Source organism: Pedococcus sp. 2YAF34, assembly GCF_052114585.1.
GTDB lineage: Bacteria > Actinomycetota > Actinomycetes > Actinomycetales > Dermatophilaceae > Pedococcus.
In genome coordinates this window covers 118,546-139,444 of record NZ_JBFRFA010000007.1, presented here as the reverse complement: position 1 = coordinate 139,444, position 20,899 = coordinate 118,546, and the positions used below count along the sequence as shown (strand labels likewise).

The following is a 20,899-nucleotide window of genomic DNA, read 5'->3' as shown; positions in this document are numbered from 1 at the left end:
GGACCGTCCGGCCCGGCCCCGGCTCCCCCGTGTCGCCGGCCGAACCCGCGCCCTTCCCACGAACCGCGTCCCGCCCCCAACCGCGCCCCGCGATGAGCAGCAACCTCTGCTAGCAGAGGTTGCTGCCACCCGGGCAGCCAGGAACCTGGGTCCCGGGCAGGAGGCTCTGCTGGGTGGCACCAAGGCCGGGTCTACGCCCGAACGCGCCTTCGCGACCGCTGAACCGCGGCGTCGACCCGAGATCGGATGAGCCGGAGGTCATCCAGCTCCCCCCAGCCGAACCGGACGACCTCGCGACCGGTGTCCCTCAGCCGGTCCTCGCGCCACTTCTCGACCGCGAGCGCCCTGCGCAGCTGCTCTGCGGTCGGGTGGACGACGTCGCCGGAGTACTTCGCCAGCCCGTCGAACTCGATCACCACCGGTTCGTCGTCGAGCTCGAAGTCGGTACGCCACCGCCTTCCTTCTGCTTCAACCTCCACCTGCGGCGTGAACCGGTAGCCCAGCAGCCGCAGCGCATGAGCCAACCGGGTCTCACCCACGGACTCGTGCCGTCCGTCCGCATGCTGGAGGAGTGCGCGCACTCCGGTGATCCCTGGATGGCCGGCATAGGACCCGAGCGTCTCGTCCAGCTCGGCCGTGGAGATGAGCCGCTGATGGAGGGCAGCGTCCGCGGCGACGAGGCTCTCCAGCGGGAAGGGCCGCCGTCCCGGCCCCGTCGGCACCATCCCCACCTGGAGGACTGCGTGCGCCACCGGGACGGTGGGGTGGCCGCCAGACGCGTGAACTGGTGCTGCACCGCAGGCAGGGTGGAGGACGGCCGAGGGCCGCTGTCGGGTGTGGTCATCTGCTGCCCGGGAGAGGTGGGCGGTGCGCAGGTCCGACTTCCAGACGGGTAGGTCGTGAAGCACCAAGGCCGATTGGTGACTGGCCACCACTCGCCCTTCGAAGGAGCGCAACAGGGCGATGGCCAGCAGGCGGTGCTGCCGCCGTTCGGTGTCGAACCGGTCCCTGCCCTCCCACGGAGGGTGGTCCGAGGTCGGTGAGCGCACGGCATACCAGCCCCGGATGAGGCGGCGGACCTGACCGGTCCTACGCAGGCGGCGCAGCTCGGACGGGCCGATCCCCACCAGGGCGGCATCCGACGCTGAGACGACGTCGTCGCGCGCCAGCTGGTACAGCTCCATCGCGGCAGCCTGCCGCAGTCAGCGGGTCCGGCGCTGGAGCCCTGTGGACAACTCGAGCTGCCTCGCGCCCTCGCCAGTGACTCAGGACAGGTTGCTGCCGCGCGGGTATGCAGCAACCTGAGCTCACGGCAGCAACCCCTGCTAGCAGAGGTTGCTGCCGTGAACGGGCGCCCAGTTGGTGCCGGGGCGTGGGTCAGTCGCGGTAGCCGGTGATTGCCTCGACGCCGCGGGGAGCCTCGCCGATGTAGCGGGAGCTGGGGCGGATGAGGCGGCCGGTGAGCTTCTGCTCGAGGATGTGGGCCGACCAGCCGGCTGAGCGGGCGCAGCTGAACATCGGCGTGAACATCGAGGCCGGGACCTGGGCGAAGTCGAGGACCACCGCGGCCCAGAACTCCACGTTGGTCTCGAGGACCCGGTCGGGTCGGCGTTCGCGCAGCTCGGTGAGGGCCGCCTGCTCGAGGGCCGCGGCGACCTCGTAGCGGGGGGCGTTGAGCCGCTGGCAGGTGGCGCGGAGCACGCGGGCGCGGGGGTCCTCGGCGCGGTACACGCGGTGGCCGAAGCCCATCAGGCGCTCGCCGCGGTCGAGGACTCCCTTGACGTAGGCGCGGGCGTCGCCGGACTCCTCGACGGCCTCGATCATGTGCAGCACCCGCGAGGGGGCGCCTCCGTGCAGCGGCCCGGACATGGCGCCGACCGCCCCGGACAGGCAGGCGGCGACGTCGGCGCCGGTGGAGGCGATGACGCGGGCGGTGAAGGTGGAGGCGTTCATGCCGTGCTCGGCTGCGGACACCCAGTAGGCGTCGACGGCCTCGACGTGGGCCGGGTCGGGCTCGCCGCGCCAGCGGATCATGAACCGCTCGGTGATGGTGTGGCCCTTGTCGACCTCACGCTGCGGGACCATCGGCCGGCCTTGGCCGCGGGCGGACTGCGCGACGAACGACAGCGCCATGACCGAGGCGCGGGCCAGGTTGTCGCGGGCCTCCTCGGGCTCGATGTCGAGCAGCGGCTTGAACCCCCAGAGCGGCGCGAGCTGGGCCAGGGCCGACTGCACGTCGACGCGCACGTCACCCGAGTGCACGGGAAGCGGGAACGGCTCGGCGGGCGGCAGACCGGGGTCGAACGCGTTGTCGACGAGCAGGCCCCAGACGCGGCCGAACGACATGCGCCCGACGAGGTCCTCGATGTCGACGCCGCGATAGCGCAGCGAGCCGCCCTCCTTGTCCGGTTCGGCGATCTGCGACTCGAAGGCGATGACGCCCTCGAGCCCGGGCTTGAAGTCACTGTCGGACACGGGGTCCCCTATCTGGTCGGCGTCGTCGGCGAGGGGTGCGGGCGGTGTGCCTGAGTGTCGCGCACCGGCCCGGTGCGGTCATTCTGCACCGTCGGCCCCATGGGCCACCATGTCGTCATGCTCACTCCGGACGGCGACTACGACGGCGACACCTTCGACGGCGACCTCTCCGAGGCCAGGGCGGCGAACGCGCGGTTCCTCGAGTGCACCTTCGAGGGCTGCGCGCTGACCGGCCTCACCGCGCCGCGGGCGCGGTGGAGCGACTGCGTCCTCGAGGGCGTGCACGGGGCAGGCGTCGACCTCGCCGAGACGGCCTGGCAGGACTGCACCGTCCGGGGGGCGCGGCTCGGCGCCGTCCAGCTGTACGGCGCGGAGCTGCGCCGGGTGCGCTTCGAGGGGTGCAAGGTCGAGTTCCTCAACGCGCGAGGTGCCAGGCTGACGGACGTCGAGTTCGTCGACTGCCAGCTCGTGGAGCCCGATTTCGCCGAGGCGACGCTGACGCGGGTCCGGTTCGACGGTGGCCGGCTGCTGACGGCCGACTTCGGGCGCGCCAAGCTCAAGGACGTCGACCTCAGCACGGCGGCGGTGACGGCTCCTCGCGGCGTCTCCGGGCTGGCCGGGGCGAAGATCTCGCGCCTGCAGCTCATCGACCTGGCCGAGGTGTTCGCCGCCGAGCTCGACCTCACCGTGGTCGACTGACACCGCCTACCCCTTGGCGCGCCGACGGTCGCGTACTGCGAAGTTGCTGGTGCCCTCTCCGCTGAACTCGAAGAGGTCGATGGCCTTGAGCAGCTTGGACAGCGAGGCGTAGCCCAGGTTGCGGGAGTCGAACGACGACTGGTTCGCGATGCGGTTGCCGACGGTGCTGACCGATGCCCAGCCCTCGTCGTCGGCCGCGGCCTCCACCGCGTTGCGCATCAGGCGCACGAGCTTCGCGTCTCCTTTCAGCTCGGCCATGGACTTGCGGGCCGGGACGGCGGCGGCCTTCTTCGTGGACGACTTGCTCGAGGCGGCGGTCGACCTGCCGGCCGCGGGAGCAGCGCCCTTCAACGGCGCCTCCACGGCGGCCTTGGCCTTCCCCTTGCCGGTCGTGGGGGACGGCTCGGTCGCGTCGCCGTTCGAGCCGTCCTCGTCCTGCTCGGTCATCTGGTCGAGCAGCAGGAACTTCGTGCAGGCCGACTGGAACGCCTCGGGCGTCTTGGTGTCGCCGAAGCCGTAGACCTGGGCGCCCTTGGCCCGCAGGTGCATCACGAGCGGCGTGAAGTCGGCGTCGGACGACACGATGCCGAACGCGTCGGGGTGGTCGGTGTAGAGCAGGGCCATCGCGTCGACGACCATCGCCATGTCGCTGGCGTTCTTGCCGCGGCTGTAGTCGAACTGCAGCATCGGCAGGATCGCGTTGGGGTGCAGGACCTCGGTCCACGGCCGGAGGCTGGCCTTGGTCCAGTTGCCGTAGGCGCGGCGGATGCTGGTCTCGCCGTACTTGGACAGCTCGCTGAGGATGACGTCGAGCTTCTTGGCCGACGAGTTGTCCGCGTCGATGAGCAGCGCGATGCGCGCACGGGCTTCCATGGCGGCGACGCTACGGCACGGAGCGCGACGTAGGGTCCGTGTCGTGCCGCTTCTGCTCGACCTCGCCCCGCTGCGGGAGAACGCGCCGTACCGGCGTTTGTATGCAGGGTTCACGCTCTCCAACGTCGGTTCGCAGCTGGCGGTGGTCGCCATCGGCCTGCAGGTCTACGACCTGACCCGGTCGACCGCCGCGGTCGGCATCGTCGGGCTCTGCGCGCTCGTGCCGTTGGTCGTCATGGGCCTGTACGGCGGCACCCTCGTCGACCACTTCGACCGCAGGGTCGTCGGGATGGTGGCCCAGGGCGTCGCGTTCGCCACGAGCATCCTGTGCGCCCTGCAGGCGTGGCTCGGCAACACGCAGGTCTGGGTCCTCTACCTGCTGGTCGCCCTGTGGAACGGTGCGTTCGCCGTCGCGTCCCCGGCGCGCAGCTCGATCTACCCGCGCATCCTGCGTCGCGAGCAGCTGCCCGCGGCCAACGCCCTGTCGGTCTTCGCGATGAACGCATCGATGACGGTGGGCCCGCTGCTGGCCGGTGTCCTCGTCGACTGGGGAGGGTTCAAGGCGGCGTACACGACCGACGCGGTCATCACCACGGCTGCCCTCTGGGGCCTGGCCACCCTCCCGTCCCTGCCGCCCGAGCCGCCCGCCGACGGCGCCGCACCCACCCGGCCCGGGCTGCGGTCGGTGCTCGACGGGTTCGCGTTCCTCGGCACCCGGCCCAACGTGCGCATGACGTTCGTCGCCGACATCGCCGCCATGCTGCTGGCCCAGCCGCGGGTGCTGTTCCCGGCTGCCGGCGCGGTGATCTTCGGCGGTGGAGCCAAGACGGTCGGAGCGCTGTCGGCGGCGGCGGCGGTCGGTGGCATCGGGGCGATGTTCTTCTCGGGTCGGCTCGGCCACGTCCGCCGGCAGGGCCTGGCGATCCTCGTCGCCGTCGTCGGCTGGGGCTTCGCGATCGCCGGGTTCGGGGCCGCGATGCTCGCCGCCGGTGGGGTCGTGAGCCGGGGTACGGCGCTCTGGCTGGGCCTGGTCGCCATGGCCGTCGCCGGCGGCTCCGACTCCGTCAGTGCGGTGTTCCGGACGACGATCCTGCAGTCAGCCACGCCGGACCACCTGCGGGGCCGGTTGCAGGGCGTGTTCATCGTGGTGGTCGCCGGCGGCCCGCGGCTCGGGGAGCTCGCGGGCGGGTTCCTGTCGACCGGGGTGGGGGAGGCGTGGACCGCGGTGATCGGCGGGCTCGCCTGTGTCGTTGCGATCGGTGTCCTGGCGCGGGTGCAACCGGGCTTCCTGCGCTACGACGCCCGCCACCCCACGCCGTAACCGCGCTCAGCTCGCGGCGTCGCGCTGCTCCAGCGCTCGGCGGCGAACGTCGTCCGGGTCGTGCATGGCCCACCGGACCGTCGCCGTGGCGACCCCACCCAGGGGACGGCCGAGCACGCGTTCGGTGACGGGGAGATAGGGGAGCCGGAGCGGGCGGCGGGCCCACCACGGGAGCATCGACACCGCGCCCGCGGCCAGGGCCGAGTACCCCGCCCGCGCCGCGAGGGGCAGGGGCGGGTGCACGAGCAGGAAGCGCGCCGCCTCCCGTGCCGCGGGCGTGGACTCGAGCTCGGGGCGGTAGTCCTCGATGACCTGGCGCAGCGCCGCGACCGTCCTCGGCGGGTCGACCACACCGAGTGCCTGGGCGACGACGCAGCTCTGGTCGACGTACCGGTCGGCCTCGGCGTCGGTCAGCGGCTCGACGGCGTAGCGCTGGTAGGCGGTGAGGAAGCTGTCGGCCTCGGTGACGTGCACCCACTTGAGCAGGTGCGGGTCGCTCGCGGCGTAGGGGCGCCCGTCGGGAGCCTTGCCGCGCACGCGCTCGTGGATGCCGCGGATGCGTGCGATGAGGGCCTCGGCGTCCTCGATGGTGCCGAAGGTGGTCGTCGCGAGGAACTCGCTGGTGCGCTGGAGCCGTCCCCACGGGTCGCCCTTGTACCCGGAGTGGCCCGCGACCCCCGCCATCGCCAGCGGGTGCAGCGACTGCAGGAGCAGGGCCCTGATGCCGGCGGGGAACATCGAGGCGTCGGCGTGGACGCGCCAGATCGGGTCGGCGGGGGTGAACCAGCGCGGGCCCTCCGCGCCCCAGATGCGCTCGGCCTTGGTGCGGGCGTCGTCGCCGGCGACCTTGGAGCGCAGGGCATGGGCGAGCTGGCGGCGGGCGCCGTTGGTCACCGGGTCGAGGACGGACACCTCAGTGCGCGCCGCGTCGCCGCGGGATCTGCTTGAGGCGCTCGGCCGGGGAGGGCAGGTCGGCGGGACGCACGCGCGTCGACAGGTCGCTGTTGGCGATGAGCTCGGGGATGGGGGTGGCGGTGCTCGGGTGCGTCGCGATCGGGTCGTCGCCGGCGAACACCACCCAGACGGCCTCGCCGTGGTCGGCCCGCGGGTCGAACGTCTTCAGGACCGACCCCTCGCGCACCGTGCTGGCGTGCTCGATGGCCCGCCGCTTGGCCTTCTGCCGGTCGATCGCCTTCTGCGCCGCGGCCATGGCGGGCTCCCTGGCCTGCTGCGCGAGCACGATGGCGTGGGGGCCGTACTTCACGCCCCAGCGGACGACCTTGCCGACGGCCTTGCCGGTGCCTGGCATGGGTGACTCCTGTCGCTGCTGTCTTTCCCTCACCCTAATCTCGGGGCATGACAAGTGCGCGGCGCGTGGACTACACCGGCGAGGGTCTCTCCGAGGAGCAGGTGGCGCCGACCCCTTGGCAGCAGGCGCGGCTCTGGGTGGAGGAGGCCATCGCGCGCCAGGAGGCGCAGGGTGACGTCCCCGAGCCCACCGCCATCTCCGTGGCCACGGTCGACGCGGCCGGGATGCCCAACGTCCGCACCGTCCTCATGCGCTTCTTCGACGACCGCGGACCGGGGTTCGTCACCGCGACCACCTCCGCCAAGGGCCAGGAGATCGCGGCCACCGGTGGGATCGCCGCCGCCCTCACCTGGCCGTCGATGTTCCGGGCCATCCGCTTCCGCGGGCAGGCGCAGGCCCTGACCCGCGAGGAGGTGCAGGGCTACTTCTCCTCCCGCCCGTGGGCCTCGCGCATCTCTGCCTGGGCGTCGCAACAGTCCCAGCCCGTCGAGGGACGGGCTGAGCTCGAGGCCGCCTACGACCGGTATGCCGTGCAGTACCCCGACCACGGGCACCCCGACGACGTGCCCGTCCCCGACTTCTGGGGCGGCTGGCGGGTGGCCTGCGACGAGGTCGAGTTCTGGGGCGGGCGCCGCAACCGCCTGCACGACCGGCTCGTGTTCACCCGGACCGGCAGGGGAACGCTGGACGACGCAGCCAGCTGGACCCTGTCGCGCCGCCAGCCCTGACGGGCACGAGCACGGCGAACCACGGGCTGAGACGACCCTGAACCCCGTCGTCCGCATGGCGGAACGCCGTGGTGGAGGGCCGGCAGGCGCCGCCACACTTGTGAAGGAGATCACACGCGCACGCCAAGGACGTCGTTCGCGCGGTCCATCACCTGACCGCCGAACCCCAGGAGCCCCATGGCCCCCGCCCTGCACCCCGTCGTCGCCGAGGTCACCGCACGCCTGACCGAGCGCAGCCGAGCCAGCCGCACGGCATACCTCCAGCGCCTGTCGCACGCCGCCTCGGAGCTCAGCCTGCGCCCGGCACGCACCGACCTCGGCTGCTCCAACCTCGCCCACGCCGTCGCGGCCTGCGGCGGCAGCGACCGCACCACGATGGCCGCCGACACGGGTGTCAGCCTCGGGATCGTCACGTCCTACAACGACATGCTGTCCGCGCACGCGCCGTTCGAGCACTACCCGCAGGCCATGAAGCAGACGGCTCGCGAGGTCGGCGCCGTGGCGCGCGTGGCCGGCGGTGTGCCAGCCATGTGCGACGGCATCACCCAGGGGCGGGCGGGTATGGAACTCAGCCTGTTCAGCCGCGACGTCATCGCGATGTCGACGGCGATCGCGCTGTCGCACGACGTGTTCGACGGCGTCCTCATGCTCGGCGTCTGCGACAAGATCGTCCCCGGCCTCGTCGCGGGTGCGCTCTCGTTCGGGCACCTGCCGACGGCGCTCGTGCCGGCCGGCCCCATGGCCAGCGGTCGCTCCAACGCCGAGAAGGCCGAGACCCGCAAGGCGTTCGCCGCCGGTGAGGCCGGCCGCGACGAGCTGCTTGCGAGCGAGGTGGCGTCCTACCACTCGCCCGGCACGTGCACGTTCTACGGCACCGCCAACTCCAACCAGATGCTCATGGACGTCATGGGCCTGCACCTGCCCGGGGCCGCCTTCGTGCACCCCGACGACCCGGTGCGCGACGCCCTGACCGACGCGACCACCCGCCGTGTCGCCGAGATCGCCGCGTCGGAGCAGCCCTACGGCATCGGGCAGGTCGTCGACGAGAAGTGCGTCGTCAACGGCGTCGTCGCCCTCCTCGCGACCGGCGGCTCGACCAACCACACGATGCACCTGATCTCGATGGCGGCCGCCGCGGGCATCGACCTGACGTGGGAGGACTTCGACGACCTGTCGGCCGCCGTCCCGTCGGTCGCGCGGATCTACCCCAACGGCACCGCCGACGTGAACCACTTCCACCAGGCCGGTGGCACACCGTTCCTCGTGCGCACCATGCTCGACGCGGGGCTGCTGCACGAGGACGTCCTCACGCTCGCCGGGCCCGGCCTGCGCCTCTACACGCGCAAGCCCGAGCTGGTCGACGGGGGGCTCGAGTTCGTCGAGGCCCCGGCCGAGTCGCTCGACCCGTCGGTCCTTCGTCCGGCGACCGACCCGTTCGCCGCCGACGGCGGCCTGCGGGTCCTGCGTGGCACCCTCGGCCACGCCGTCATCAAGGTCTCGGCCGTCGCCGACGAGCACAAGGTCGTCGAGGCGCCCGCGCGCGTCTTCACCGACCAGGTTGGTTTCCTCCAGGCGTTCTCCCGCCGCGAGCTCGACCGCGACGTCGTCGTCGTCATCCGCGAGCAGGGACCGAGCGCCAACGGCATGCCCGAGCTCCACGCGCTCACGCCCTCCCTCGGCGTCCTGCAGAAGCGCGGCCACGCCGTCGCCCTGGTCACCGACGGCCGCATGAGCGGGGCGTCCGGGGCCATCCCGGCCGCGATCCACGTGACCCCCGAGTCGGTCCACGCCGGCCCGATCTCGAAGATCCACGACGGCGACGTCATCCGCGTCGACGCCCGCACCGGCCGGCTCGACGTCCTCGTCGACGACGCCGAGTTCGCCGCCCGGCTGCCCGCCCAGCGCGTGAGCGACGAGTGCGTGGGTACCGGGCGTGAGCTGTTCGCGCCGATGCGCGCCGCCGTGGGCCGCGCCGACGAGGGCGCCCACGTCTTCGCCGGCCTGGGGCGCCAGTACGACCACACCACCGCCGCCGTCACCGCCGAGGAGACCCGATGACCCCCGCGACCGCCCCTGTCGCCAAGCCCGTGATCTCGAGCGAGGCCGACCTGCTCGACCTCGCCCCGGTCGTCCCCGTCGTGGTCGTCGACTCCGTCGAGCAGGCGGTGCCGCTGGCGCGGGCCCTGCTCGCCGGCGGCATACCCGTCATCGAGCTGACCCTGCGCAGCGCGGCAGGGCTCGGCGCCATCGAGGCCGTGGCCTCCGAGGTCGAGGGCATGGTCGTCGGCGCCGGCACCGTGGTCACGCCCGAGCAGGTGCGGCAGGTGCAGGACGCCGGCGCCCAGTTCATCGTCACGCCGGGGTCGCCGCCGCGGCTGCTCGAGGCGGCGCTCGCATCCGGGCTGCCGCTGCTCGCCGGCGCGGGCACGCTCACCGAGATGCTGACGCTGGCCGAGGCCGGGCTGGAGGCGATGAAGTTCTTCCCCGCCGAGGCCAGCGGCGGGCGCCCCTACCTGTCGGCGGTCTCCGGCCCGTGCCCGCAGCTGCGGTTCTGCCCCACCGGCGGGATCACGCGCGAGACGGCGGCCGACTGGCTGGCCCTGCCCAACGTCGGCTGTACCGAGCCATCAGGTTGGTGTCACGCGGCTGATCGGGGGGTGGCCTCCGAGGGCTGAATGGTGTCGTTCATGGTTGTAGTACTGCAGCCATGGGGCAAGGGCTTGCTGGCGGGCAGTGTTGCTGGTGAAGACCTGCCGGTAGGCCCATTCGGTTTGCAGGGTGCGGTTGAACCGTTCTGCTTTGCCGTTGGTCCAGGGGCAGTGGGGTCGGATGAAGACCTGCTTGGCGCCCAGGGCGGCGACGACGGCCTTGAAGTCGTTGGAGTGCCGGTAGGCGAATGCGTTGTCGGTCATGACGGCATGGATGGTGTCGATGCCCAAGGTGGCGAAGTGGGCGGCGGCGCGGGCCAGGAACGCGGCGGCGGTGGCGCCTTTCTCATCGGGTAGGACCTCGACGTATCCGACTCGGGTGTGGTCGTCGACGCATACGTGCACATAGTCGTACCCGATCCCGCGTCCGCGGACCTTCTCGGACCGGCCATGGGCACGCCACCCACCCCCGTCGGGGATGCGGCCCAGCTTCTTGACGTCGACGTGGACCAGCTGGCCGGGGTGGTCCTTCTCGTACCGGACGGCGCTGGCCCGGCTGGCCCGGATGGGGGTTCCGGTCAGCGGGTCGCACCCGGCCAGCGGTGGGACCTGATGGCGGCTCAGGATCCGGGACACGGTCCGCGCCGGCACCCCGGTCGCAGCCGCGATCCCGGCCGGTCCACAACGCAACCGCCGGCGAGCCAGCAGCACCGCGGCCTCCAGGTCGTGCGCAGTACGTGTCGGGCCAGCAGCAGCCGGCCACGCGGGGTCAAACGAGCGTTAGCGTGGGACACGAGGACCTCCGGGACGTGGCGACTTCGAACATCACCACTAAGCCCGGAGGTCCTCCTCACATCAAGACCACGTCACCAACGTCATGGCCAAGTACATCTAGGGCGCCCGCGCCGCACCAGAGGAATCCCCGCAGCGGTCAGCGGTGGAAGGGGCGCACGGACAGCAGGGGTGTTGCCGTGTTGCTGCACGCGTCGACGGCGAATGGCGCGAACTGGGCGGCGGTCTCCCCGGGCAGGTAGACGCGGAAGCCCGCAGCCCTGGCCCCGTGGCAGCGAGGTCCGTAGTTGGCCGCCTGGGCGACCCGTAGCAGCGCCGTGGCGGAGGCGCCCGGCGCGAGCCGCACGCGGGACGGGGACTGGCCGAGGTCCCGGGTGGCCGCGGCACCGATCTGCGCCCCCGTGTCCGGTGCCGTGAGGGAGACTCCGGGGTACCCCTGCAGGTCGCAGGCGCTGCGCCCGGTGTTCCTCGTGACGAGCTCCACGACGAAGCTGCCCGCCGCGCCGCTGCCCGGCTGCGTGACGGCCTTGGTCGTGGTTGTGGAAGCGGTGCAGCGGTGCGCCGCCGTGGCTCCGCCGCTGGTCGAGCTGGACGTGCCGCCGGAACTGGTGCCCGACGATCTGCTGCTCGCGGAGGTGGACGACCCCGCGCTCGGTGAGGTCGACGACGAGGGCGAGGTCGTCGAGGTCGACGACGATCCCGAGCTGCTGGTCGTCGTGCCGGGCGTGCCCGAGCCGCCGCTGCCGGCGCAGGCCGCCAGGGCCAGCCCCGTCGTCGCGACGAGGGCTAGACCCGAGACCTGACGTCGTGCGGAGTGCCTCGTGGTTCCCATGACGTGCCTCCTGTCGATTGCCGTCACCCTTGGGACGACCGGGACGACCTCGGGGTTGGCCGGCCGGGGCATGGAACAGCCCGCGGGCCTCGCCTCGCCGAATCGAGCGGCTCAGCATGTGCAGGGGACGACCTGCACGGCCCGCGGGCTGCGGTGAACTGCTGGGATTGCGCGGGTCGCGCCGTCGAAGCAGTCGACGTTGCGCACCTAGCGCGCAGTCACCTCACGCGTCCAATATGAAATCAATTCCTGGACCACCTCCCTTCCGTGTACTCCGACGCTAAGTCGCGCGGGCGCCGTGCGCAACGGGATAACCGGACATGTCCGGATCGTGGCCCGGAGGGTGAGGACAGTCGTCAGACGGTGGTCACGACCTCGTCGTAGTCGAGTCGCGGCAGGCGGTCGAACCACGCGCCGTCGCCGGGGCGACCGATGTTGACCACGGCCAGGGCGCGGTGCTTGCCGTCGGGGAAGAACTCCTTGGTGACGGCGGCGGCGTCGAACCCGGTCATCGGGCCCGCGGCCAGGCCGGCAGCGCGCACGCCGAGGATGAAGTAAGCCATCTGCAGGGTGGCGTTCATGGTGGCCGAGGTGCGGCGCATCTCGTCGTCGGCGAACGCGTCACGGGCACCGGGGAAGATCGGGAAGACCTTGGGCAGCTCGTCGTGGAAGTCGTCGTCGGCGGCGAGGATCGCCACGAGCGGGGCCGTCGAGGTCTTGGGCTTGTTGTTGCCGCCCATGTGCTCGACGAGGCGGGCGCGGGCCTCGGGCGAGCGGACCAGGACGATGCGCAGCGGCTGGTTGTTCATGGAGGTGGGGGCCCACTTCACCAGCTCGTAGATCGCGCGCACCTGCTCGTCGGTGACAGGCTCGTCGCCGAAGGTGTTCGCGGTCCGGGCCTCGCGGAAGAGCAGGTCTGCAGCCTCGGGAGAGAGCTCGAGGTGGTCGGAGAACTGGGCCTCGAGCTCGGTCAGGTCGTCATGCGTCTGGGTCATGTGAAGTTGAACCGTCAACTTCATGGTTGCATTCCCCAACCACGTCACCGCAGGTCATGGCCCGTCCCGGGAGGGTGCGGCGACGCTGCGCTCCGGTCGACCTCAGGACTCGCGGTGCACCTTGTGGGCAGCGGCCTGGGCGCGCGGCTTGATGACGAGCAGGTCGATGTTGACGTGGGCCGGGCGCTGCACCATCCACACGACCGCCTCGGCGACGTCCTCGGCCACCAAAGGCTCCTTGACGCCCTCGTAGACCTTGTCGGCCCGCTCCTGGTCGCCGCCGAACCGGGTCAGCGAGAACTCCTCGGTGCGCACCATCCCGGGCGCGACCTCCGTGACCCGCACGGGCTGGTCGACGAGCTCGAGCCGCAGGGTCTCGGTGAGCACGGCGACCGCGTGCTTGGCCGCGGTGTAGCCGGAGCCGCCCTCGTACACGGTGCGGCCGGCGATCGAGCCGACGTTGACGATGGTGCCGGCGCCGGAGGCCACGAGGGCGGGCAGCAGGGCCTGGGTCACCTGGAGCGTGCCGACGACGTTGGACTCGAACATGCCACGCCAGTCGGCGACGTCCGTCTGCGTGGCCGGGGCCAGCCCGAGGGCGCCGCCGGCGTTGTTGACGAGCACGTCGAGCCGGTCACCGACGACGTCGGCGAGGCGGGCGACGTCGGCGGCGTCGGAGACGTCGCAGGTGACCGCTCGTCCGCCGATCTCGGCGGCGAGCGCCTCGACCCGGTCGGAGCGGCGGGCGGCGCAGACCACCTCGTACCCCACGGCGGCGAGCTGGCGGGCCGTGGCTGCCCCGATCCCGCTGCTGGCGCCGGTGACGACGGCCAGGGGGCGGCCGGCTGCGCCGGGGGAGGTGCGCGCGGTAGCGGAATCGGACCCCGGAAGGGCAGCGGACCCGGGAGTGGCGGGGGAGGTCGGGTTGGTCATCGGGTCGCTCCTGCAGGTCGGACGGTGGTGGGGTCGACGGCGATCCAGGTGGCCTCGGCCTGCGCGAGCAGGCGGCCGTCGGCGGCATACAGGGCCGTGCCGCTCAGGTGCTTGCGCCCCTCCGACCCGCGCTGCCACGCCATGACGACGTGGGGCGCTCCGGCGACGGGAAGGTCGTCGACCTGTGCGGTCATGGTGCCGAGGACCATCGCCCGGCCGGCGATCCCGGAGGCCCAGCCCCCAGGGCAGTCCAGGGCGGCCCAGACCGTCTCGACGTCCACACCGGCGTCAGGCACCCACGCGCAGGCATACGCCTCGTCCTCCTCGAGCCGGCCGGGACGCAGCCGCAGGCCGTCGCCGGCCACGCGGCCGGTGCCGCAGGAGAAGCAGGTGGGGAACGGGTGGTCGTCCAGCCCCTCGAAGCGCTCGCCGGCCGCCACCGCCACCTCGAAGGGGACCGGTCCGGGTACTGCGTCGCGACCCGGACCGCGGTCCGGCCACGCCTGCGCGACGAGGTGGTCGCCGTCGACGAGCTCGACAGCGCCGTCGACCACTCCCTCGCCCGGCACCTCCCGCACGGTCATGGGCCGGTCGAGCGGTGGGGGCGTCCGCAGCCGCACGGTCACGGCCGTCAGCTCCGGGGTGGTGCGCACCTGGCGGGCGAGGTGGCCGCTGGTCCAGCCGCCGTTGCCGGACTCGGGCGGGCCGCAGAACCGGGCAGGGACGACGAGCTCCATGACGGGCAACGTACCCGTCCGCGCCGAGGTCCTCGCGGCGGAGGGGACAGAATGGACGACGATGCCTCAACCGACCGCCCCGACGTCCGGCCCGGACACCGACTTCCGCCTGCGCAGCATCGCGGTGTCGGCCTACGGACCGACCGTGGTCGCAGCGGTCGGCGCCGGCGCGATGCTTCCCGTGGTGGCGCTGAGCGCCCTCGCCCTCGGGGCGTCGCCGTCCGTGGCCGCGCTCACCGCGGGCCTGACCCTGGTGGCCGAGCTGTTCTTCGCCGTGCCGGCGGGGGCGATGGTCCACCGGATCGGCGAGCGCCGCGCGCTGCTCTGGGCGAGCGGGGTCGACGCCGTCGCGTCGCTGGCGGCGCTGCTCGCCCCCTCGGTCGTCGTGCTCATGGTCGCGGTGTTCGCGATGGGGTTCACCTCCTCGATGTTCCTCGTGGCGCGGCAGGCCTACCTCATCGACGCCGTGCCCTTTGCGCTCCGGGCCCGTGCCCTGTCGACGCTGGGCGGGGTCAACCGCATCGGCCTGTTCGTCGGGCCCTTCGTGGGGGCGCCGCTCATCCACGCGTTCGGGCCACAGGCCGGGTTCGGCGTCGCGGCGGCAGCCGGGATCTGCGCCGCGGTGCTCGTCTGGCGCGCTCCCGACCTCACCGCCGCCCACGAGGAGGTGCAGCGCGCGCAGGCCTCGTCGTCGACGGCGCGGGTGATCTGGGACCACCGGCGCACCTACCTCACCCTCGGCCTCGGGATCATGGTCATCGGCGCCGCACGCTCCTCCCGGCTGGTCCTCGTGCCGCTGTGGGCGGCCCACGTCGGCCTTTCGGCGAGCGCGACGGCGGTGATCTTCGGCGTCACCGGCGGGGTCGAGATGCTCCTGTTCTACCCGGCGGGGTCGGTCATGGACCGGTTCGGCCGGGTGTGGGTCGCCGTACCCTGCGTGGTCCTGCTCGGGGTCGGCCTCCTGCTCCTGCCGCTCACCACCACCGCGTGGGCGGTGCTCGCGGCCTCCTCGCTCGCCGCGGTCGGCAACGGCCTGGGCTCCGGCATCGTCATGACGCTGGGGGCCGACAACGCCCCGCCCGTCGGGCGCTCGCAGTTCCTCGGCGGCTGGCGGTTCGTCTCGGTGGTCGGCGGCAGCGGTGCGCCCCTGCTCATCAGCGCCGTGACCGCCTGGTCGAGCCTTGCGGTCGCCTGTGTGGGGCTCGGCGCCCTGGCGCTGGTCGGCACGGGCTGGCTCGGCTACTGGGTGCCGCGCTACGACCCGCTGCGGCGTCGGGAGGTCACGGGGTGAGGTCCCGGATGAGAGGCTTGGCCCTGTGACGGACCTGATCGACACCACCGAGATGTACCTCAAGACGATCTTCGAGCTCGAGGAGGAGGGCATCGTCCCCCTCCGCGCCCGCATCGCCGAGCGTCTCGGGCACTCGGGCCCCACCGTGTCGCAGACCGTCGCCCGTATGGAGCGAGACGGCCTGCTCAGCCTCGGCGGCGACCGTCACCTCGAGCTCTCGGACGAGGGCCGGCTCCTCGCGACCCGTGTCATGCGCAAGCACCGGCTGGCCGAGCGGCTGCTCGTCGACGTCATCGGCCTGGAGTGGGAGTACGTCCACGACGAGGCCTGCCGCTGGGAGCACGTGATGTCCGAGCGGGTGGAGCGCAAGATCCTCGCCCTGCTGCGTGACCACCACGACTCGCCCTACGGCAACCCCATCCCCGGCCTCGACGAGCTGGGCGAGGAGGAGCCGAGCGAGGACTTCCGGTTCGGGCTCCACACCCTCACCGAGCTCGCGAAGGAGGCGCCCGAGACCGTCCTCGTGCGCCGCATCGGGGAGCCCGTCCAGGTCGACCACGAGGCGCTGAGCCTGCTCACCGTCGCGCGGCTCCTTCCGGGCGAGCGGGTGCGGGTGCACCGGGCCGACGGTCGCGTCGTGGCCCTGCGCGAGGGTGCGCCGGAGTCCACGGCGGTGTCGCTGCCGGACGACGTCGCGCAGCACGTCTTCGGCGCGCTGGTCTGACCGACCTGTGGTAGCCGGCGGCGGTCGCTGAGCACGAACCGCCGGTGCGAAGCGTGTCTTCGTTGCCATTTGTGGGCGCTTTCATGGACTTTTGTTGACCCACCGTGACCCGAACGTGACATTGGGCGCCGCGCTTGTGTACGGTGTCCCAGACCTCCTCACCCCCTAGAGGTGGTTGGCCCGATGTGGATCGCCTAGTCCTGTCACCACGCCCGGGTCACCAGCAAGACCGCTTGGCAGGAGCGGGGGACCCACTTTTGGTCCGTCTCCGGACGGTCCTCGGGGTGAAGTCCTCACCAGAGCGCCCGCAAGGTCGGGAGGCAACCGTGAGGGCCGGGTGACCTACCTCCACCCGAACCCGACAGCTCACCTCGTAGGCGTCGGAGGTTCTCTGACCGTGTCATCTCACGCTGCTGGTCGCCACCGCGCGCCAGGTCGTTTCAACCCCGTGTCCGAGCTGGCTGGCATCGCGGCGAAGTCCGCCCAGCCGGCCGTCAAGACGACTGCCGTCATCGCGGCGTCCGGTGGCCTCGTGGCCTCGTTCGCCCTCCCCGCCTCGGCGGCCCCGGCGAGCCACCCCTCGACCAAGGGTGCGCCGGCTGCGGTCGCCCCCGTGGCCGTGCAGGCCCCGAAGACCGCTGCCCCGCAGGCCGCCGACGCGTTCGGCGTCATCGGCTTCAAGGCGACGGCCAAGCCGAAGCCGAAGCCGAAGCCGAAGCCCAAGCCGAAGCCCGTCGTGGTGGCTGTGCCCCAGCGCACGGCCCCGGTCGCGAGCCGGTCGACCCAGCGCACCGCGCCGGTCGTCTCCAAGCCCGCTGTCGGCGGCATCCTGGGCATCGCGGCCCAGTACGCCGGCATCATGTACGTCTACGGCGGCACGACGCCGGCGGGGTTCGACTGCTCCGGCTACACGCAGTACGTCTTCCGCCAGGCGGGCATCAGCCTGCCGCGCACGGCCGAGGCGCAGCGCCAGGCGACCACCCCGGTCTCCAACCCGCAGCCCGGTGACCTCGTGTTCTTCGGCTCGCCCGCCTACCACGTGGGCATCTACGCCGGGAACGGCATGATGTGGGACAGCCCGCGCACCGGCAAGGCCGTGGCGCTGCGCTCCATCTGGTCCAGCGCCGTGACCTACGGTCGTCCCTGACCAACCCCGCACCACCTGGCCCCACCTTCGGCGCCCCTGACGAGGCCCCCCACCGCACTGAGGTGGGGGGCCTCGTCCGTGTCCGCCGGCGTGCGGGTCGCCGTCGGAGGGGCACCCCGACCCGTACCGCGCTCGGTGGGGTCGTGTGAGTATGGGGGACATGAACGCTGTGGAGATCGACGTCTGGGCCGACGTGGTCTGCCCGTGGTGCTACCTGGGCAAGCGCCGGCTGGAGCTCGCGATCGCGGAGAGCGCACACCCGGCCGAGGTCACCGTCACCTACCACGCCTTCGAGCTCGACCCCTCGGCCCCGCGGGGCAGCGGGGAGCGCGTCCTGCCGTGGCTCGCGCAGCGGTACGGCGTGGACCTCGAGGGCGCGCGTGAGATGGCCGAGCGCCCGGCGATCATGGGCAGGCCCGACGGCATCGAGATCGACGTCGACGCCCAGCTGCGGGCCAGCTCGTTCGACGCACACCGCCTCGTGGCGCTCGGCCTCGCGCAGGGAGGCCACGCCCTGCAGGCCGCGGTGCTCGAGCGGATGTTCAGCGCCCACTTCAGCGAGGGCAGGGCCATCGACGACATCGAGACCCTGCAGCGCCTCGGCGCCGAGGCGGGGCTCGACGGCCGCCGGGTGTCCGCGGTGCTGGCCGGCGAGGAGTACTCCGTGGAGGTCCGCGCCGACGAGGAGGCCGCCCGCGACATCGGGATCACCGGGGTGCCCTTCTTCATCGGCAACCGCAAGGTGGGGCTGTCCGGCGTGCACACCGTCGAGGTGCTGGGCCGGCTCATCGAGAGCGCCGCCGCCGACCACCCGCTGCACGCCGAGGAAGCCCAGGCCGCTCCGCGCGCCTGAGCCGGCCACACGCCGTACGCCCTTGGGGTCGGAGCCCTACGCCTCAGGGGTTGACGGCGAGGAACACGAACGCCGCGAGCAGCACCAGGTGCACGCCGCCCTGCAGCCGGGTGGCGCGGCCGGGCACCACGGTCAGCACGCTGACGAGCACGGTGAGCCCGAGCAGGACCATCTGCGTGGAGCCGAGCCCGAGCAGCAGTGGCCCCTCGAGCCAGACCATCGCGATGGCGATGGCAGGGATGGTCAGGCCGATGCTCGCCATCGCCGAGCCGAGCGCGAGGTTGAGGCTGATCTGGATGCGGTTGCGCTGGGCAGCTCGCACCGCGGCAAGCGTCTCGGGGAGCAGCACGAGCAGGGCGATGACGACCCCGACGAACGACTGCGGGAACCCGGCCGCGGCGACGGCCGACTCGATCGCGGGTGACTCGACCTTGGCCAGGCCGACGACGGCCAGGAGCGAGACCAGCAGCAGGCCCAGGGAGGCCCAGGTCTCGCGGTCGCCGGGCGGGTTGGCGTGCTCGTCGGACAGGGGCTCGCCCTCCTTGCCGACGGGCAGGAAGAAGTCGCGGTGCCTGACGGTCTGCGTGGACACGAACATGCCGTAGAGGATCAGCGAGATCACCGCGGCGAACGCCAGCTGGCTCGGGGTGAACTCGGGCCCGACCTGCCCGGTGGTGAAGGTCGGGACGACGAGGGTCATCGCGGCGAGGGTGGTCACCGTCGCGAGCGCGGCACCGGTGCCCTCGGCGTTGAACGAGATGAGCTTGTAGCGGCGCGCCCCCACGAACAGCGACAGCCCGACGATGCCGTTGCAGGTGATCATCACGGCCGCGAAGACGGTGTCGCGCGCGAGGCTGGTCGAGTCCTTGCCGCCAGAGATCATGAGCGTGACGATGAGGGCCACCTCGATGATGGTGACCGCGACGGCCAGGACGAGGGAGCCGAAGGGTTCGCCGACCCGGTGGGCGACGACCTCGGCGTGGTGCACCGCGGCGAGCACGGCGGCTGCGAGGGCAGCGGCCACGATGACCACCGGTACGGCGCCGAGGTCCCGCCCCCACGCCAGGACCAGGGCGACGAGTGCCAGTGGTGGGGCGAGGGTGGTCCAGGTGAGCAGGGGATTGGTCGTTCGCGCGGCCATGGGGAAGTCTCCCAGACCCGGGGCGAACCCACGCAATCGGTCCGGGCGGCGCCCGCCGGTGCGGGCGTCTAGGTTCGGGCCATGACGTTCTCCATCGTGGGCCAGGTCGGTGACGCGTTCGGCGTCGCCGTGGCGAGCAAGTTCCCCTTCGTCGGGGCCGTGGTGCCTGAGGTGCGGCTCGGCGTCGGTGCCGTCGCCACGCAGGCCATGGCCCGGGTGTCCTACCGCGGCACAGCACTCGCCGCCCTTTCCGACGGCCACGACGCGGCTGCTGCCGTCGAGGCCTGCACCACCCCGGACGACGCGCGTGAGCACCGGCAGCTCGGTGTCGTCGGGGTCGACTCGCAGGCGACGTACACCGGGGGCGAGTGCATGGACTGGGCCGGTGGCGCCTGTGGCCGCGAGGCCACCGGCGGCTACGCCATCCAGGGCAACATCCTCACCGGTCCCGAGGTCGTCGAGGCCATGGAGCGCGCGTGGCTGGGGTCCGCCGGCGGCTCGCTCACCGACCGCCTCATCGCCGCGCTGCTCGCGGGGGACGAGGCCGGCGGCGACTCCCGCGGGCGCCAGGGCGCGGCCCTGTACGCGGTCGCGCCGGGAGCGGGGTACGACGCGTGCGGGGTGCTCGCGGACGTGCGCGTCGACGACGACCCGGACGCACCGCGCGAGCTCGCCCGGCTGCTGCGCACCAACGACCTGCTCTTCGGTCGGCCCGAGGACGTGCAGCCGCTGACGGGCGACCTCGCCGACGAGGTGTCGGCTCGGCTGGCGCAGCTGGGCCATCGGGGTGACGACGTCACGGAGGCGCTGGAGCGGTGGGCGGGCGAGGCGAACTACGAGATGCGGATGAGCCCCGACGGCATCGACGCCAAGGTGCTGGCGGCGTTGCGCGAAGCCACCGCCTGAGGTCCAGCCCGACTGGGTATCAGCCCGGATGCGGGTCGGTGGTCTCGTCGGGGCGCTCGTGCCCCAGCCGACGCTTGCGCTCCTGCTCGAGCGCGCGCTCCTCGGCGGCCTCGCGCTCGGCGCGCTGCCGCTTCGCCTCCTGCCGCTGGGCCTCGGCGCGCTCGCGTACCTTCCGCAGGAACTCGGCGTCGTCGTCGGGGTTGGTGGCGACGAACCGGCCGGGTCGGTCGTACTCGGGGTACCCGGCGTTGCCCTTGTAGGGCAGGCTGCGCGCCGGCCCCTGCGGTCGTCCCGCCACGAGCCACGCCACCGCGCCCACCTCGAAGGTGAACAGCACGATGACGACCCAGGTCGACTTGGACAGGTTCCTGATGCGGTGCTCGTCGGCCATGATCACGTCCAGCAGGCAGTAGATCCACACCGCCGTCAGGATCACCCCGAGCCCCACGCCCCCACGAATCAGCACAGGCCGATGGTGGCAGGTGCGTGCCACAC

Annotated in this window: 21 protein-coding genes, 1 pseudogene and 1 riboswitch; of the genes and pseudogenes, 10 read left to right on the top strand and 12 right to left on the bottom strand. The window is 72.5% G+C overall.

Annotation, left to right across the window (positions count from 1 at the left end; all coding sequences use genetic code 11):
- Positions 1-191: 191 nt before the first annotated feature.
- Together AB4Z02_RS06260 and AB4Z02_RS06255 are read right to left on the bottom strand one after the other, a co-directional pair.
- Complete coding sequence (locus AB4Z02_RS06260) at positions 192-1,184, bottom strand: type IV toxin-antitoxin system AbiEi family antitoxin domain-containing protein (RefSeq protein ID WP_056881964.1); 993 nt, start codon at positions 1,182-1,184, stop codon at positions 192-194.
- A gap of 193 nt (positions 1,185-1,377) precedes the next feature.
- A complete protein-coding gene (locus tag AB4Z02_RS06255; RefSeq protein WP_441970051.1) occupies positions 1,378-2,475 on the bottom strand; it encodes a citrate synthase 2 in 1,098 nt (365 codons plus the stop codon).
- A gap of 117 nt (positions 2,476-2,592) precedes the next feature.
- Between AB4Z02_RS06255 and AB4Z02_RS06250 the strand changes: the two genes are divergently transcribed.
- Complete coding sequence (locus tag AB4Z02_RS06250) at positions 2,593-3,174, top strand: pentapeptide repeat-containing protein (RefSeq protein WP_200949157.1); 582 nt, start codon at positions 2,593-2,595, stop codon at positions 3,172-3,174.
- A gap of 6 nt (positions 3,175-3,180) precedes the next feature.
- On the opposite strand, the gene AB4Z02_RS06245 is transcribed toward AB4Z02_RS06250, so the two are convergent.
- Complete coding sequence (locus AB4Z02_RS06245) at positions 3,181-4,047, bottom strand: NYN domain-containing protein (RefSeq protein ID WP_056881962.1); 867 nt, start codon at positions 4,045-4,047, stop codon at positions 3,181-3,183.
- 43 nt (positions 4,048-4,090) lie between these two features.
- On the opposite strand from AB4Z02_RS06245, the gene AB4Z02_RS06240 reads away from it, so the two are divergent.
- Positions 4,091-5,368 carry an MFS transporter gene (locus AB4Z02_RS06240; RefSeq protein ID WP_235531279.1) on the top strand — a complete coding sequence of 426 codons (1,278 nt, stop codon included), beginning with the start codon at positions 4,091-4,093 and terminating at the stop codon, positions 5,366-5,368.
- Positions 5,369-5,374: 6 nt separating this feature from the next.
- On the opposite strand, the gene AB4Z02_RS06235 is transcribed toward AB4Z02_RS06240, so the two are convergent.
- Positions 5,375-6,280, bottom strand: coding sequence for an oxygenase MpaB family protein (locus AB4Z02_RS06235; RefSeq protein WP_082589872.1), 906 nt, complete (start codon positions 6,278-6,280; stop codon positions 5,375-5,377).
- Between the two features lies 1 nt (position 6,281).
- Positions 6,282-6,677 (bottom strand): hypothetical protein, encoded by a 396-nt coding sequence (locus tag AB4Z02_RS06230; RefSeq protein WP_056881960.1) that lies wholly within the window; start codon positions 6,675-6,677, stop codon positions 6,282-6,284.
- A gap of 47 nt (positions 6,678-6,724) precedes the next feature.
- Between AB4Z02_RS06230 and pdxH the strand changes: the two genes are divergently transcribed.
- The 3 genes from pdxH to eda all read left to right on the top strand — a co-directional run bounded on the left by pdxH (position 6,725) and on the right by eda (position 10,080).
- Positions 6,725-7,405 carry a pyridoxamine 5'-phosphate oxidase gene (gene pdxH / locus AB4Z02_RS06225; protein WP_441970050.1) on the top strand — a complete coding sequence of 227 codons (681 nt, stop codon included), beginning with the start codon at positions 6,725-6,727 and terminating at the stop codon, positions 7,403-7,405.
- Positions 7,406-7,582: 177 nt separating this feature from the next.
- Positions 7,583-9,463, top strand: coding sequence for a phosphogluconate dehydratase (gene edd, locus AB4Z02_RS06220; RefSeq protein ID WP_441970049.1), 1,881 nt, complete (start codon positions 7,583-7,585; stop codon positions 9,461-9,463).
- Positions 9,460-10,080 (top strand): bifunctional 4-hydroxy-2-oxoglutarate aldolase/2-dehydro-3-deoxy-phosphogluconate aldolase, encoded by a 621-nt coding sequence (gene eda, locus AB4Z02_RS06215; protein ID WP_441970048.1) that lies wholly within the window; start codon positions 9,460-9,462, stop codon positions 10,078-10,080. The genes edd and eda overlap by 4 nt, the downstream gene beginning before the upstream one ends.
- Here eda and AB4Z02_RS06210 read toward each other — a convergent pair.
- From AB4Z02_RS06210 to AB4Z02_RS06190, 5 genes and pseudogenes are all read right to left on the bottom strand, one after another.
- A pseudogene (locus AB4Z02_RS06210) lies at positions 10,033-10,797 on the bottom strand (IS481 family transposase); the annotation flags it as partial. The gene eda and the pseudogene AB4Z02_RS06210 overlap by 48 nt on opposite strands.
- 187 nt (positions 10,798-10,984) lie before the next feature.
- Entirely contained in the window at positions 10,985-11,677 is a 693-nt protein-coding gene (locus AB4Z02_RS06205) for a DUF4232 domain-containing protein (RefSeq protein WP_441970047.1), read from the bottom strand.
- A gap of 356 nt (positions 11,678-12,033) precedes the next feature.
- On the bottom strand, positions 12,034-12,672 hold the full coding sequence (locus AB4Z02_RS06200) for a malonic semialdehyde reductase (protein WP_441970046.1): 639 nt from the start codon (positions 12,670-12,672) through the stop codon (positions 12,034-12,036).
- A 102-nt stretch (positions 12,673-12,774) separates the two neighbouring features.
- Entirely contained in the window at positions 12,775-13,605 is an 831-nt protein-coding gene (locus AB4Z02_RS06195; protein WP_441970045.1) for an SDR family NAD(P)-dependent oxidoreductase, read from the bottom strand.
- Positions 13,602-14,342, bottom strand: a complete 741-nt coding sequence (locus tag AB4Z02_RS06190; RefSeq protein ID WP_441970044.1) for a hypothetical protein — start codon at positions 14,340-14,342, stop codon at positions 13,602-13,604. Before AB4Z02_RS06190 ends, AB4Z02_RS06195 begins: the two co-directional genes overlap by 4 nt.
- Between AB4Z02_RS06190 and AB4Z02_RS06185 the strand changes: the two genes are divergently transcribed.
- From AB4Z02_RS06185 to AB4Z02_RS06170, 4 genes are all read left to right on the top strand, one after another.
- Positions 14,341-15,633, top strand: a complete 1,293-nt coding sequence (locus AB4Z02_RS06185; RefSeq protein ID WP_441970043.1) for an MFS transporter — start codon at positions 14,341-14,343, stop codon at positions 15,631-15,633. The genes AB4Z02_RS06190 and AB4Z02_RS06185 overlap by 2 nt on opposite strands.
- Before the next feature lie 25 nt (positions 15,634-15,658).
- Positions 15,659-16,357, top strand: coding sequence for a metal-dependent transcriptional regulator (locus AB4Z02_RS06180; protein ID WP_056881953.1), 699 nt, complete (start codon positions 15,659-15,661; stop codon positions 16,355-16,357).
- A 199-nt stretch (positions 16,358-16,556) separates the two neighbouring features.
- A riboswitch (cyclic di-AMP (ydaO/yuaA leader) is annotated at positions 16,557-16,752 on the top strand.
- A 53-nt stretch (positions 16,753-16,805) separates the two neighbouring features.
- The gene (locus tag AB4Z02_RS06175; protein ID WP_441970042.1) at positions 16,806-17,504 is read left to right on the top strand and encodes a C40 family peptidase; all 699 of its coding nucleotides are present in this window, start codon (positions 16,806-16,808) and stop codon (positions 17,502-17,504) included.
- A 160-nt stretch (positions 17,505-17,664) separates the two neighbouring features.
- Entirely contained in the window at positions 17,665-18,357 is a 693-nt protein-coding gene (locus tag AB4Z02_RS06170) for a DsbA family oxidoreductase (protein WP_441970041.1), read from the top strand.
- Between the two features lie 43 nt (positions 18,358-18,400).
- Here AB4Z02_RS06170 and AB4Z02_RS06165 read toward each other — a convergent pair whose 3' ends face one another.
- Positions 18,401-19,498 (bottom strand): calcium:proton antiporter, encoded by a 1,098-nt coding sequence (locus AB4Z02_RS06165; protein WP_441970040.1) that lies wholly within the window; start codon positions 19,496-19,498, stop codon positions 18,401-18,403.
- Positions 19,499-19,579: 81 nt separating this feature from the next.
- On the opposite strand from AB4Z02_RS06165, the gene AB4Z02_RS06160 reads away from it, so the two are divergent.
- On the top strand, positions 19,580-20,404 hold the full coding sequence (locus AB4Z02_RS06160; RefSeq protein ID WP_441970039.1) for a DUF1028 domain-containing protein: 825 nt from the start codon (positions 19,580-19,582) through the stop codon (positions 20,402-20,404).
- Positions 20,405-20,423: 19 nt separating this feature from the next.
- Here the strand turns inward: AB4Z02_RS06160 and AB4Z02_RS06155 are convergent, their stop codons facing one another.
- Positions 20,424-20,870 (bottom strand): PLDc N-terminal domain-containing protein, encoded by a 447-nt coding sequence (locus AB4Z02_RS06155; RefSeq protein WP_441970038.1) that lies wholly within the window; start codon positions 20,868-20,870, stop codon positions 20,424-20,426.
- Between the last annotated feature and the right edge of the window lie 29 nt (positions 20,871-20,899).

Coding starts and splice junctions, on each gene's coding strand:
- AB4Z02_RS06260 (WP_056881964.1), bottom strand. CDS start 1,184: ATGGAGCTGTACCAGCTGGCGCGCGACGACGTCGTCTCAGCGTCGGAT.
- AB4Z02_RS06195 (WP_441970045.1), bottom strand. CDS start 13,605: ATGACCAACCCGACCTCCCCCGCCACTCCCGGGTCCGCTGCCCTTCCG.
- AB4Z02_RS06230 (WP_056881960.1), bottom strand. CDS start 6,677: ATGCCAGGCACCGGCAAGGCCGTCGGCAAGGTCGTCCGCTGGGGCGTG.
- edd (WP_441970049.1), top strand. CDS start 7,583: ATGGCCCCCGCCCTGCACCCCGTCGTCGCCGAGGTCACCGCACGCCTG.
- AB4Z02_RS06185 (WP_441970043.1), top strand. CDS start 14,341: ATGACGGGCAACGTACCCGTCCGCGCCGAGGTCCTCGCGGCGGAGGGG.
- AB4Z02_RS06250 (WP_200949157.1), top strand. CDS start 2,593: ATGCTCACTCCGGACGGCGACTACGACGGCGACACCTTCGACGGCGAC.
- AB4Z02_RS06245 (WP_056881962.1), bottom strand. CDS start 4,047: ATGGAAGCCCGTGCGCGCATCGCGCTGCTCATCGACGCGGACAACTCG.
- eda (WP_441970048.1), top strand. CDS start 9,460: ATGACCCCCGCGACCGCCCCTGTCGCCAAGCCCGTGATCTCGAGCGAG.
- AB4Z02_RS06205 (WP_441970047.1), bottom strand. CDS start 11,677: ATGGGAACCACGAGGCACTCCGCACGACGTCAGGTCTCGGGTCTAGCC.
- AB4Z02_RS06200 (WP_441970046.1), bottom strand. CDS start 12,672: ATGACCCAGACGCATGACGACCTGACCGAGCTCGAGGCCCAGTTCTCC.
- AB4Z02_RS06165 (WP_441970040.1), bottom strand. CDS start 19,498: ATGGCCGCGCGAACGACCAATCCCCTGCTCACCTGGACCACCCTCGCC.
- AB4Z02_RS06190 (WP_441970044.1), bottom strand. CDS start 14,342: ATGGAGCTCGTCGTCCCTGCCCGGTTCTGCGGCCCGCCCGAGTCCGGC.
- AB4Z02_RS06170 (WP_441970041.1), top strand. CDS start 17,665: ATGAACGCTGTGGAGATCGACGTCTGGGCCGACGTGGTCTGCCCGTGG.
- AB4Z02_RS06160 (WP_441970039.1), top strand. CDS start 19,580: ATGACGTTCTCCATCGTGGGCCAGGTCGGTGACGCGTTCGGCGTCGCC.
- pdxH (WP_441970050.1), top strand. CDS start 6,725: ATGACAAGTGCGCGGCGCGTGGACTACACCGGCGAGGGTCTCTCCGAG.